Source organism: Leifsonia shinshuensis, from assembly GCF_013410375.1.
GTDB lineage: Bacteria > Actinomycetota > Actinomycetes > Actinomycetales > Microbacteriaceae > Leifsonia > Leifsonia shinshuensis.
The window spans coordinates 1,815,725-1,827,455 of sequence record NZ_JACCFL010000001.1; the positions used below are offsets into that span (position 1 = coordinate 1,815,725).

12 protein-coding genes are annotated in these 11,731 nt (G+C 71.1%); 9 read left to right on the top strand and 3 right to left on the bottom strand.

The genetic code is table 11. The features are described 5' to 3' along the window. Positions 1 to 83: 83 nt before the first annotated feature. The 6 genes from HNR13_RS08875 to HNR13_RS08900 all read left to right on the top strand — a co-directional run bounded on the left by HNR13_RS08875 (position 84) and on the right by HNR13_RS08900 (position 6,207). Positions 84 to 1,223, top strand: a complete 1,140-nt coding sequence (locus HNR13_RS08875; protein WP_179605415.1) for an ABC transporter substrate-binding protein — start codon at positions 84 to 86, stop codon at positions 1,221 to 1,223. Further along, positions 1,202 to 2,185 (top strand): ABC transporter permease, encoded by a 984-nt coding sequence (locus tag HNR13_RS08880; protein WP_179605416.1) that lies wholly within the window; start codon positions 1,202 to 1,204, stop codon positions 2,183 to 2,185. The genes HNR13_RS08875 and HNR13_RS08880 overlap by 22 nt, the downstream gene beginning before the upstream one ends. After that, positions 2,173 to 3,012 carry an ABC transporter permease subunit gene (locus tag HNR13_RS08885; RefSeq protein ID WP_179605417.1) on the top strand — a complete coding sequence of 280 codons (840 nt, stop codon included), beginning with the start codon at positions 2,173 to 2,175 and terminating at the stop codon, positions 3,010 to 3,012. Before HNR13_RS08880 ends, HNR13_RS08885 begins: the two co-directional genes overlap by 13 nt. After that, complete coding sequence (locus tag HNR13_RS08890) at positions 3,009 to 4,070, top strand: ABC transporter ATP-binding protein (protein ID WP_179605418.1); 1,062 nt, start codon at positions 3,009 to 3,011, stop codon at positions 4,068 to 4,070. The genes HNR13_RS08885 and HNR13_RS08890 overlap by 4 nt, the downstream gene beginning before the upstream one ends. A gap of 68 nt (positions 4,071 to 4,138) precedes the next feature. Beyond that, positions 4,139 to 5,530: a hypothetical protein gene (locus HNR13_RS08895; RefSeq protein WP_179605419.1), complete on the top strand. Its 1,392-nt coding sequence runs from the start codon at positions 4,139 to 4,141 to the stop codon at positions 5,528 to 5,530. Between the two features lie 89 nt (positions 5,531 to 5,619). Beyond that, positions 5,620 to 6,207: a hypothetical protein gene (locus HNR13_RS08900; RefSeq protein ID WP_179605420.1), complete on the top strand. Its 588-nt coding sequence runs from the start codon at positions 5,620 to 5,622 to the stop codon at positions 6,205 to 6,207. Between the two features lie 25 nt (positions 6,208 to 6,232). On the opposite strand, the gene HNR13_RS08905 is transcribed toward HNR13_RS08900, so the two are convergent. Then, positions 6,233 to 7,486: a peptidoglycan glycosyltransferase FtsW gene (locus HNR13_RS08905; RefSeq protein WP_179605421.1), complete on the bottom strand. Its 1,254-nt coding sequence runs from the start codon at positions 7,484 to 7,486 to the stop codon at positions 6,233 to 6,235. A gap of 118 nt (positions 7,487 to 7,604) precedes the next feature. On the opposite strand from HNR13_RS08905, the gene HNR13_RS08910 reads away from it, so the two are divergent. Together HNR13_RS08910 and ilvA are read left to right on the top strand one after the other, a co-directional pair. Further along, on the top strand, positions 7,605 to 8,834 hold the full coding sequence (locus HNR13_RS08910; protein ID WP_179605422.1) for an AI-2E family transporter: 1,230 nt from the start codon (positions 7,605 to 7,607) through the stop codon (positions 8,832 to 8,834). Positions 8,835 to 8,883: 49 nt separating this feature from the next. Beyond that, positions 8,884 to 10,161, top strand: coding sequence for a threonine ammonia-lyase (gene ilvA / locus HNR13_RS08915; RefSeq protein WP_179605423.1), 1,278 nt, complete (start codon positions 8,884 to 8,886; stop codon positions 10,159 to 10,161). Between the two features lie 69 nt (positions 10,162 to 10,230). On the opposite strand, the gene greA is transcribed toward ilvA, so the two are convergent. Together greA and HNR13_RS08925 are read right to left on the bottom strand one after the other, a co-directional pair. Continuing rightward, positions 10,231 to 10,722, bottom strand: coding sequence for a transcription elongation factor GreA (greA, locus tag HNR13_RS08920; protein ID WP_179605424.1), 492 nt, complete (start codon positions 10,720 to 10,722; stop codon positions 10,231 to 10,233). 122 nt (positions 10,723 to 10,844) lie between these two features. Next, a complete protein-coding gene (locus HNR13_RS08925; RefSeq protein WP_343063512.1) occupies positions 10,845 to 11,252 on the bottom strand; it encodes a DUF4307 domain-containing protein in 408 nt (135 codons plus the stop codon). Between the two features lie 191 nt (positions 11,253 to 11,443). On the opposite strand from HNR13_RS08925, the gene HNR13_RS08930 reads away from it, so the two are divergent. Next, positions 11,444 to 11,710 carry a hypothetical protein gene (locus HNR13_RS08930; RefSeq protein WP_179605426.1) on the top strand — a complete coding sequence of 89 codons (267 nt, stop codon included), beginning with the start codon at positions 11,444 to 11,446 and terminating at the stop codon, positions 11,708 to 11,710. Positions 11,711 to 11,731: the final 21 nt, after the last annotated feature.

Consider the following 11,731-nt stretch of genomic DNA (forward strand, 5'->3'; position numbering starts at 1 on the left):
GGGCCACGCGTATCCCGGCCTCCCTAGCGTGGCGACGAGCCGGGTCGCACCGCCCGGACGACAACCCGCACTGGAGGAAATCCGTGATCAACACGCGCGCCCGCATCGCCGGACTCGCCGCCGCGGCCACCGTCGTGGCCCTCTCGCTCGCCGCCTGCTCCGGCGGCGCCGACGCCGGCAGCACCCCCGCGAGCACCTCTGCCGCTACCGCGACCGATGTCGCCTCCGCCGGCGGCATGGATGCTCTCGTCGCCGCGGCGAAGAAGGAGGGCAGCCTCAACATCATCGCGACGCCCGGCGACTGGGCGAACTACCAGGAGATCTTCGACGGCTTCACCAAGAAGTACGGCATCACGATCAACCCGAGCCAGGACAGCGCGTCCAGCCAGGAGGAGATCGACGCGGCCAAGAAGCTGAAGGGCCAGGACACCGCTCCCGACACCTTCGACATCGGCTCGTCGGTGGCGCTGGCGAACACGCAGTACTTCGCCCCGTACAAGCCGACTGGCTTCAACGACATCCCGGCCGCGCAGAAGGAGAAGGATGGCCTCTGGAAGGTCGGCTACTACGGCGTCATGTCCGTCGGCTACGACGCGAACAAGATCAAGACCGCGCCGAAGGCGTTCTCCGACCTGCTGAAGCCCGAGTTCAAGGGCGCCGTCGCGCTCAACGGCAACCCGACCCAGGCCGCTGCGGCCGCCGGCGCGGTCGCCTACGCCGACCTGCAGAACGGCGGTACGCTGGACGACCTGACCCCGGGCATCGACTGGTTCACTAAGCTGAAGGCGGCCGGCAACTGGAACGCCGCCGACGGCAAGCCGAACACCATCGCCTCCGGCGAGACCCCGGTCCTGCTGGACTGGTCGTTCAACCAGAAGGGCTACGCCACCTCCGACACCATCAAGTCGGGCGGCGTGAACTGGAAGTACGTCGTCCTCCCGGGCACCGCGTACGTCGGCTACTACAACCAGGCCATCAACAAGGACGCCCCGCACCCCGCGGCCGCCCGCCTCTGGGAGGAGTACCTCTACAGCGACGCCGCCCAGAACGCGTGGCTGAAGGGCGGCGCCTACCCGGCGCGCGTCGACGCGATGGAGAAGGCCGGCACGCTCGACACCAAGGAGTTCCCGGGCAAGCTCGAGAAGGTGGCCGTCATGACGGACAAGCAGGCCACGGACGCGGGAACGCTCCTCAACTCCAAGTGGGCCAACGCGGTCGGCTGATGACCGATACCGTCGCCGCTCCAGCGGCCGACGCTGCCGCCGGGATCGCCTCGAGCGACTCCCGGCGGCAGCCGTCGTCGGCGGCCGGGCGGCCCTCCCGTCGCCGGCGCCGGCGCCGCGGCTTCGCCGCCGCCCTCGGCCTCACCCCGTTCGCCCTCTACGTCGTCGTCTTCCTGGCCGTCCCCACGCTCATCGCGGTGGGCAGCGGCTTCGTGGACGGCGAGGGCCGGTTCACCTGGTCCAACCTCACCGGGCTCGCCGAGCCCGCCATCGCCGGCGCCTTCTTCGGCGCGTTCTGGCTCTCGGCGGTCACCGCCATCGTCGGCGCCATCGCCGGGGCCGCGCTCTGCTTCGCCATGGTCGGCTGGCGGTCGGGCGGCGCAGGCCGTTCGCTCGTGGACTCCGCCAGCAGCGTCCTCGCCCAGTTCGGCGGCGTCATGCTCGCCTTCGCCTTCATCGCGACCATCGGCGCACAGGGCCTGGTGACCGTGCTGCTGCGCAACACCTTCCACGTGAACATCTACGCGAACGGCGTCTGGCTCTACACGGTGCCCGGGCTGATCCTGCCCTACCTCTACTTCCAGATCCCGCTCATGGTCATCACCTTCCTGCCTGCGCTGGAGGGCCTGCGCCCGCAGTGGCTGGAGGCGACCGCCACGCTCGGCGGCACGCGCTGGACGTACTGGACGCGGGTCGGCGGCCCCATCCTGCTGCCGTCGTTCCTCGGCAGCCTGCTACTGCTGTTCGCCAACGCGTTCTCGTCGTACGCGACCGCGGCCGCGCTGGTCGGGCAGGCGAACAACATCGTCTCGCTGCAGATCCGGCAGGCCCTCATCTCCGAGACGGTGCTCGGCCGGGCGAACCTGGCCGGCTCGATGGCGCTCGGGATGCTCGTGGTCATGATCGTCGTCATGCTCGCCTACTCGGCGCTCGTGCGCCGGACCGCGCGGTGGCAGCGGTGAGCCGGCGCGCGCAGCCGCTGCGGCTCGGGCCCGGCCCCGTCGTCCGCACGGTGATCTGGGTGGTCCTCGGCGCGTTCTTCGTCATCCCGCTGCTCTCGATGCTCGAGTTCACGCTGCGGACCGCGAAACCCGGCGTCTACAGCTTCGACCGCTGGGCGGCCGTCTTCGGCGGCGGGACGACCCGCTACGACCGCGTCTACCAGGGCCTCGGCAACTCGCTCGTGCTCGCCGCGGTGACGGTGGCCATCGTGCTGCTGGTGCTGCTGCCGACCATGGTGCTGGTGGAGCTGCGGTTCGCCCGGCTGCGCCGCCTGCTGGAGGCCGTCTGCCTGCTGCCGATCATGATCCCGGCGATCGTGATGGTGGTCGGGCTGGCGCCGACGTACGCCGTCGTGACCTCGATCTTCGGCTCCGGCTCGTGGACGCTCGCGTTCGCCTACGGGATCACCGTGCTCCCGTACGCCTACCGCGCCATCCAGAGCAACGTCGCCGCCGTCGACCTGGTGACGCTGAGCGAGGCCGCCCGGTCGCTCGGCGCGGGCTGGGGCACCGTGTTCTGGCGCGTGCTGACGCCGAACCTGCGGCGCGGGATCCTCGCCGCCGCCGCGCTCTCCATCGCGGTGGTGCTGGGCGAGTTCACGATCGCCTCCCTGCTCAGCCGGGTGAACCTGCAGACCTCGCTGCTGCTGGTGTCGCAGTCCGATCCGTTCGTCGCGGTCATCTTCGCCCTGCTGGCGCTGGTGTTCGCGTTCGTCCTCCTCGTCGTCGTCGACCGCGTCGTCGGCGCCCGCCGCCGTGTGCGGCGTCCTGTGAAAGGCACTCCATGACCGTCCTCGAATCTCCCGCCGCCGCCTCCCGGGTCGGCTCCACCGTCGAGCTGGAGGGCGTCGTGCGCGACTACGGCGGCGGCGCCGGCCTCGCCGGGTTCTCGCTGGCGGCGAGCCCGGGGGAGTTCATCGCCCTGCTCGGCCCGTCCGGCTGCGGCAAGACCACGGCGCTGCGCTCGCTCGCCGGACTGGAGCGGGTGGACTCCGGCCGCATCCTGATCGACGGCCGCGACGTCACCGACGAGCCGACCAACCGGCGCGACCTGGGGATGGTGTTCCAGTCCTACTCGCTGTTCCCGCACCTCACGTCGGGCCAGAACGTGGAGTTCGGGCTGCGGATGCGCAAGGTCCCGGCAGAGCAGCGGCGTCGCCGCGCCGCCGAGGCGCTCGAACTGGTGGGGCTCGACCACCACGCCGACCGCTACGCCCACCAGCTCTCCGGCGGTCAGCAGCAGCGCGTGGCGCTGGCGCGCGCCCTGGTCACCGAGCCCCGCGTCCTCCTGCTGGACGAACCGCTCTCGGCGCTCGACGCCAAGGTGCGCGTGCAGCTCCGCGAGGAGATCCGCCGCATCCAGACCGAGCTCGGCATCACCACGTTCTTCGTGACGCACGACCAGGAGGAGGCGCTCGCCGTCGCCGACCGGGTCGCGGTGATGCGGGCGGGCGCGATCGAGCAGGTCGGGACGCCGGAGGAGCTCTACCACCGCCCGGCGACCGCGTTCGTCGCGGAGTTCGTCGGGCTGACCAACCGCGTGCCGGGGACGGTCGCGGGCGGCGTGCTCCAGGTGCTCGGCCAGACCGTCGCACTCGCCGCACCGGCCACGGACGGCCGGGTGACGGCCTACCTGCGGCCGGAGGACGTGCTGCTCGCTGCGGAGGGGATGCCGGCGGAGGTGCTCACCACCAGCTTCCTCGGCGCGCTGCGGCGCACGCGCGTGCGGCTGGAGGACGGATCGGAGCTGGCGGTCCAGCACGCCGCACGCGTCGTGACGGCCCCCGGAGAGCGCGTGCACGTCGCACTGTCCGGTACCCCGGTCACCGTCGCCCCTGCTCCCTGACGGCCATGCGCACTGCAACCTCAGAACAGAAATTGGAGATTTCTGGCTGAGTCCATAGAAATCAGCGCATGACAGTCAGCACCAAAACCGGAGGTCGGGGCCTGCGCGCTCTCGTCCTCTCCGCCGTGGGCGCGCTCACGGGCGTCGTCCTCGCCGCAGGCGGGATCGCGGCGTCGAGCGACACCGCCCAGGCCTCGCACTACCGAGCCGACCAGATCGAGTGGCGCGTCACGACGGGGAACACGGTGATGTTCCATCTGGGCCTCTCGACGAGCGCGAGCTACTTCAACTATCCGGCCCCCGGGTCGACGATCTCCGCCGGAGCCCTCGACTACGGCGACGGAGCACGTGAGGCACGTGTCCCATTCACCGTGGGCACGGTGGACCCGGTCAACAATGTGCTGACGGCGGAAGCCGTGCTGACGCACTCGTTCGCGTCCGAAGGCCCGTTCACCGTGACGTTCTCCGACTGCTGCCGGCTTTTGTCGCCCACGCACATCAACAACTCCGGCGGTGACAGCATCCTCACGACGACGGTCGATCTCGCGAAGGCGCAGGCCAGTCCGAGCAGCGCGATCTCGCCGATCGTCGACTGCCCGATCGAGGCGGTCTGCGCGTTCCGCATCCCCGCCATCGGCGGGACAGCCGGATCGGAGCTCCGTTATCGGCTGGCGACGACGGCGGAGTCGGGCATCGTCTCGCAGCCGGGTCCTCCCTACGCGTCCACGGCGGCGGAGATCGACCCCGTCACCGGGGTCTACACGTGGGACACCGCGAGAGCGCGCGTGAATGCCACCGGGTTCTCGTTCTACTCGACGCAGGTCGTCATCGAAGAGTATGTGGACGGGGCGCTCGTGGCCTCCCTGCCCATCGACTTCTTCATCCGGCTCTCCGGCGAGGTGAGCAACGCGGCGCCGGTCTTCGAGGCCCCCACACCCGCGGACGGCGCGGAGATCACAGTCTCTCTCGGGTTCCCCGTCTCGTTCAGCATCCAGGCGTCCGACCCGGATCCCGGCGACATCGTGACCCCCGGCATCCTCCAGCTGCCGGCGGGCGCGGTGTTCGACCCCGTGCCCGGCAACCCGGCGACCGCCTCGTTCGACTGGACTCCCACCGCACTCGGCGACTACATCCTGGTTCTCACCGCACAGGATCAGCAGGGGCTGCAGGCCGTCCAGCGCTCGATCGTCGTGCACGTCGTGCCGATGGCGGACGAGGAGCTCGAACCCGAGGAGGAGGCGGACGACATCGTCACTCTCGCCCCCGAGCCGAGCGGATCGGCCGGGGACCCGCAGCCGGCCGGGGACCCGCAGCCGGCCGGGACGGAGACGGCCGGTGGGCTCGCCGCGACCGGCTCGGACAGCGCCTGGGTCGGTGCGCTCGCCGGCTCGGCGGTGTTCCTCGCTGTCGCGGGCGCGGCCATCGTCGTGATCCTCCGGCGTCGGCCGATGAGCCGCTGACCGAGCGCGGGAGGGCACGGGCGTAGCAGCCCTCCGAATCCGTGCGGGCACGGTCGCGCACCCGGGACGGCGTCAGTAGAGTAATCCTCATGTCTGGCATCGTCCCGGGGGCGGACGCCGAGTACTCGGACGCCATCGACCCCTCAACATTCGTGAAGACCCTCTCGCCGAGCGAACTGCTCACTCGGATCCGACCGGGCGACATCCTGCACTGGCCGCCCTTCTTCTTCCCCATCGACACCATCAGCCCGACGCACACGGTCGGCAAGGGCCGCACCAACCTGACCCTGATCGCGTCGGACATCCTGCAGACCGACACCACCGGGACGCCCTACGCGTCGTTCAGCTTCCGTCCGGTCCCGTCCGGCGGCCCCGGCGTCTCCGTCCACTTCGATCCGGGCGCGTACGGCGCGACCACGGTCGCGAGCTACGTCGTCGAGTTCCTCATCGCCACGAGCGGCCCGGTGTCGCTCACGGTGGGCGGCTACGCGGGCGCGGGGACGGTCTCCGGCGCCGGCGCCCGGACTGTGAACGGCAACGTCTCGGTCTCGGTCGGCCTGCAGAACGTCCCGCCCAACCAGGTGACCTACGCCTCGATCCAGCAGACGTCGGCCGGTCCGGGGTGGCAGTGGTTCTCGACCTCCATCGAGTACCCGCCGCTCGTGTTCGAGCCCTGAGCGGGTCGTCTGCGTCCAGGTACAGCTAGGCGCCGACCGGAGCGCGCGGCCCGCGGACGGCGCGCTCCGGTCGTTCCTGCCGGGTGAACGACAGCACGACGCCGGTGGCCGCGAGGGACGCCACCATCGCCGTCCCGCCCGCGGAGATGAACGGGAGCGGAACGCCCAGCACCGGCAGCAGGCCGAGTACGACGGCGATGTTCACGAAGGCCTGGAACACCAGCCAGACCAGCACGGTCCCGGTGGTGATCCGGACGACCGGGTCGGCGGCCGCGCGCACGATGGCGATCAGGATCAGGCCGAGCAGCGCGAACAGCCCGAGCACCAGCGCGGCGCCGATCAGCCCGAGCTCCTCGCCGATCACCGCGAAGATGAAGTCGGTGTCCGCCGAGGGGAGCCACGACCACTTGGCGTGCGAGTTCCCGAGCCCGACGCCGAAGAGCCGGCCGGAGGCGAGCGCGTAGTGCGCGTTCTTCACCTGCCAGTCCACGTCCGGGTTGACGGAGCTCGTGCCGCCGAAGAACGCGAAGACGCGGCCGCGGCGCGTCTCGCTCGACAGCGCGAGCAGCAGCGCCGCGACCGCGACGACGCCGAGCGCGAGGCCCAGGTAGCGCAGGCGCGCCCCCGCGAAGTAGCAGGCGCCGAGCGTGAAGGCGGCCATGACGACGGTCGTGCCGAGGTCGCCGCCGAGCTGCACTAAGAGCAGCGCCGGGACGACGACGGGAAGCGTCCGCATGGCGAGGGTGCGGCCGTTCGAGGGGTCCACGCCGCGCGCGCCGAGCGCGGTCCCGAGCCAGACGGCCAGGCCGAGCTTGATGCCCTCCGACGGCTGGCCGGTGATCGGGCCGAGCCGGATCCAGTTGGTGTTGTCGCCGATCTGCACGCCGAGCGGCGTCGTGATCGCCAGCAGCTGCAGCACGCACGCCGCCAGGAGCAGGACCACCGCCGCCCGCTGGATGACGCGGCGCGACAGCAGCGGCACCAGCAGCAGCGCGGCGAGGCCCACGCCGCAGAAGATCCACTGCGACCAGAACCGCCCGAAGAACCCGTTGCCGTCCGAGTGCGACTCGATGGACGACGACGAGAGCACCATCAGGAGGCCGAAGACGACGAGGAAGACGACGACCGCGACCAGCATGGCGCCGTGCCGTGACGGCGGCCGGAAGGCGGCCGGGAGACGGACGAGGATGCGGCGTCCCGGGCGCCCGGAGGACGCGTCGGCGGAGGTGTCGGCGGCGGGGCCTGCGGGCGCGGGGGAGTCGAGCGATGGTGCAGTCATGGTGATCCGCCCCAGGCTAGGGCCCCGCGACCCCGCCGCCCGCCGGGCCACCCGGGCCGCGGACGTTTCCTGAGCGATTCCACAGGATCGGCGCGATCGCGCACCTAGACTGGCGGGCATGGCAGAGAGCGACGCTCCCGCACCTCAGAACCCGTCCGTCCCGCCTGCCCGGGCGCGCTTCCTGTCCCGCAGGCGGGACCTTCCCGCTCCGGTGGAGCCGGTCGACGCGTCGCTGCCCCGCGGCGTGCGCCTCGCGGGGGCGTGGTCGTGGCGGCTGCTCGTGATCGGCGCCGTCATCGCCGTCGCGATCTTCCTGATCGTCCAGCTCCGGCTCATCGTCGTCCCCGTGCTGATCGCCGTGCTGCTCGCCGCCCTGCTGGTCCCGTTCAAGGACCTCCTCGTGCGGCGCCGCTGGCCGCGCTGGCTGGCGATCGTCACGACGCTGCTCACCCTCGTCGTGGTCGTCGGCGGCCTGTTCTACCTCGCCATCTGGCAGGTCACCAGGGAGAGCCACGAGCTCCAGACGCAGTCCGTCGCCGCCTTCGACGAGCTCCGGCGCTGGCTGACGACCGGGCCGCTCGGGCTCACGAAGGACCAGATCGACGGCGCGTTCCAGTCGCTGTGGTCATCGCTGCAGCAGGACAGCCAGGTCTACATCTCCGGCGCCCTCTCGATCGGCTCCACGCTGGGCCACGTGCTCACCGGGGCGCTGCTTACCGTGTTCAGCGTGCTGTTCATCCTCATCGACGGCCGCAGCATCTGGGGCTGGATCGTCCGGATCTTCCCGAAGAACGCCCGGGCGGCCGTCGACGGCGCGGGCCAGGCCGGCTGGCTGACCCTCCGCAACTTCGCCAAGGTGCAGGTGCTCGTCGCCTCCATCGACGCGCTCGGCATCGGGCTGGGCGCCTTCTTCCTCGGCCTGCCGCTGGTCATCCCGATCGCGGTCCTGGTCTTCCTCGGGTCGTTCATCCCGATCGTCGGCGCGGTCATCACCGGCGCGCTCGCCGTCTTCGTGGCGCTCGTCTTCAAGGGCTGGGTGTTCGCGCTCATCATGCTCGGCGTCGTCCTGCTCGTGCAGCAGATCGAGGGGCACGTGCTGCAGCCGCTGATCATGGGCACCGCGGTCAAGGTGCACCCGCTCGCCGTCGTGCTGGCGGTCGCCGCAGGCTCGCTGCTGGCCGGCATCCCCGGCGCCCTGTTCGCCGTGCCGTTCGTCGCCGTGCTCAACGTGATGGTGCACTACGTGTCGTCCGGCGCGTGGCGGTCGCGGCCGCCGGAGGCCACCGCGGCCCCGGAGGGCGCGATCTGGGAGACGGTCCCGCGGCCCCGGCCGGGGCGCCCCCGGTAGCACCCGTCGCATACATTCAGCGGTATATGACCACGAGTAGGCTGTGCGAGTGGATACCGCGACCGATCCGACGCGCACCCCGTTCGCAGGCCCCGGCCTCGACGAGATCGAGGCCGCGCGCGCGATCGTGGCCCGGGTCGCGCAGCCCACACCGCTGGAGACCTCCCGCTACCTCACCGACGTGCTCGGCGCGCCGGTCATCCTCAAGTGCGAGAACCTCCAGCGCACCGGCTCCTACAAGATCCGCGGCGCCTATCACCGGCTGTCCAAGCTGACGGCCGAGGAGCGGGCGCGCGGCGTCGTCGCCGCCTCGGCGGGGAACCACGCGCAGGGCGTCGCGTTCGCCGCGCGCGAGCTCGGCATCCACGCCACCATCTTCATGCCGGTCGGCGTCGCCATCCCCAAGTTCCAGGCCACGCGCGCCTACGGCGCCGACGTGGTGCTGAGCGGCAGCATCGTGGACGAGACGCTGCGCGCCGCGGCCGACTTCGCGGCGGAGACCGGCGCCGTGCTCATCCCGCCGTTCGACCACCGGGACGTCATCGCCGGGCAGGGCACCCTCGGGCTCGAGATCCTGGACGAGGTGCCGGGGGTCGAGACCATCGTCGTGCCGATCGGCGGCGGCGGGCTCATCTCCGGCGTCGCGAGCGCGGTCAAGCAGCGCGCCGCGCAGGAGGGGCGCACCATCCGCGTGATCGGCGTGCAGGCGGCCAACGCCGCCGCCTACCCGGCGTCGCTCGCGGCCGGCGAGCCCACCGAGATCGGCCTGGTCGCGACCATCGCCGACGGCATCGCCGTCAGCAAGCCGGGCGCCCTCAACTTCGAGATCATCCGCGACGCGGTGGACGCCGTGGTGACGGTCACCGAGGACGACATCGCCCGCGCCCTGCTGGTGCTCCTGGAGCGCGCGAAGCTGGTCGTCGAGCCCGCCGGCGCGGTCGGCGTCGCGGCGATCCTCGCCGGGCTCATCCCCGCGCCCGAGAATGGCGCGGAGCCCGGACCCGTCGTGGCGATCCTCTCCGGCGGCAACATCGACCCGCTGCTCATGCAGCGCGTCATCGCGCACGGCCTCGCGGCCTCCGACCGCTACCTGCGGCTCTCGATCATGCTCCCGGACCGGCCCGGGCAGCTCGCCCGCATCGCCGAGATCCTCGCCGGCGTCAACGCCAACGTGGTGGAGGTGCTGCACACGCGGCACGGCAACGGCCTGCAGCTCAGCCAGGTGGAGCTCGTCGTCTCGGTGGAGACGCGCGGCACGGAGCACCGGCAGCAGGTCATCCAGGTGCTGCGCTCGGCCGGCTACGACCCGGTCCTCGAAGAGGAATGAGAAACCGCCGAGTCCGCAGAAAGTCTGCGTACTCGGCGGTTCCAGGCTGAATTTTCGCGTACTCGGCGGTTACTGGCCCGTGTAGGTGTCCACCTTGGTGATCTCGACGGCGATCTGGCGGCCGTTCGGGGCGGTGTACTCCGTCTTGTCGCCGACCTTGAGGCCGAGGATGGCGGAGCCGAGCGGGCTCTGCTCGCTGTAGACGGGGAGTTCGGTGCCGGCGGCGATCTCGCGGTTGCCGATCAGGAAGACGCTCTCGTCGCCCGCGATGGTCGCGGTGATGACGGTGCCGGGCTCCACGACGCCGTGGCTCTGGGGCGCCTCGCCGACGGTGGCGCTGCGCAGCAGGTTGGTCAGCTGCACGATGCGGGCCTCGATCTTGCCCTGCTCGTCCTTCGCGGCGTGGTAGCCGCCGTTCTCCTTGAGGTCGCCCTCTTCGCGGGCCGCCTCGATGCGCTTGGCGATCTCGTTGCGGCCGTTGACGCTGAGCTCCTCGAGTTCGGCCGAGAGCCGATCGTACGCGTCCTGGGTCAGAAACGTGACCTGAGACTCCTGGGACATGATGAACTCCTTCGCGTCTGCGGCGTACGCCGCGTCGGCTGATGACCGGCCGGAGCCGATCGGAACAGTGCCGGTGGGTAAAGTAGACGCCCCGGCCTCGGCCGGGGCGTATCCAGAGAATGTTAGGTCAGCCAGCAGGTGTTAATCAAACCCGTGTTGCTCTGGCTGATGGTCCGGATCGTCTCGGTGTGCGTCGAGACCCGGGAATCCGAGCCGGGGTAGCTCACGATCCGCCAGCCCACGATGGCGTAGTCCTGGTTGAGCGCCTGGATGGCGCAGGTGACGCCGGTTCCCGGCTGGGCGTTGATGGTGAAGGTGATCCGCACATGGTGTGCATCCGGGATCACGTACGCGGTGTCCGTGGTCTCCAGGTCGGCCTGGTTGTTGTCCCAGCCGGCCCAGAACACCCACGCGGTCACCACCGCGACGACGCCGAGCGCGCCGCCGATCAGCAGCCAGCGGTCGCGGCGGCGGCGCTTCGGGGTGCGGCCGTAGCGGGATTCGAGGGTCTCGGAGGTCGCCTCGGTCACGCGTGCCATCTACTCGCCGTCCGCCTCTCCGGGCCTACGTTCAGGCCCGCCGTCGGGGCGACGGTAGGCTGAGACAAGACTAGGAGACGAAGCTGTGAATCGCGCTTCGCGCCTCCCGCACCAGCCGATCCGAAAGCGATGATCCCCATGCGTCAGAACGACCTGTCCGCCGTGTCCGTGGCGGCCGTGTGATGGGCGGGCTGCTGCTGCAGGCGGGGATCTGGCTCGCCGCCACCCCGACGCCCTCGCCGACCTCCGGCCCGAGCGACGACGCCGTCACGCCCGGCGTCGTGGGCTTCACGGTCACCTTCCTGATCGCGATCGCGGCGGTGCTGCTGATCCTGGACATGACCCGCCGCATCCGCCGGCTCCGCTACCGCGAGGAGATCGCGCAGAAGCTGGACGCCGAGCAGCGCGACGCGGCGCAGGACGGCGCGGACGGCGACGCCAAGGACTGACGCCCCGCGGCCGCACGCTTA

Coding starts and splice junctions, on each gene's coding strand:
- HNR13_RS08890 (WP_179605418.1), top strand. CDS start 3,009: ATGACCGTCCTCGAATCTCCCGCCGCCGCCTCCCGGGTCGGCTCCACC.
- HNR13_RS08895 (WP_179605419.1), top strand. CDS start 4,139: ATGACAGTCAGCACCAAAACCGGAGGTCGGGGCCTGCGCGCTCTCGTC.
- HNR13_RS08900 (WP_179605420.1), top strand. CDS start 5,620: ATGTCTGGCATCGTCCCGGGGGCGGACGCCGAGTACTCGGACGCCATC.
- HNR13_RS08905 (WP_179605421.1), bottom strand. CDS start 7,486: ATGACTGCACCATCGCTCGACTCCCCCGCGCCCGCAGGCCCCGCCGCC.
- HNR13_RS08910 (WP_179605422.1), top strand. CDS start 7,605: ATGGCAGAGAGCGACGCTCCCGCACCTCAGAACCCGTCCGTCCCGCCT.
- greA (WP_179605424.1), bottom strand. CDS start 10,722: ATGTCCCAGGAGTCTCAGGTCACGTTTCTGACCCAGGACGCGTACGAT.
- HNR13_RS08930 (WP_179605426.1), top strand. CDS start 11,444: ATGGGCGGGCTGCTGCTGCAGGCGGGGATCTGGCTCGCCGCCACCCCG.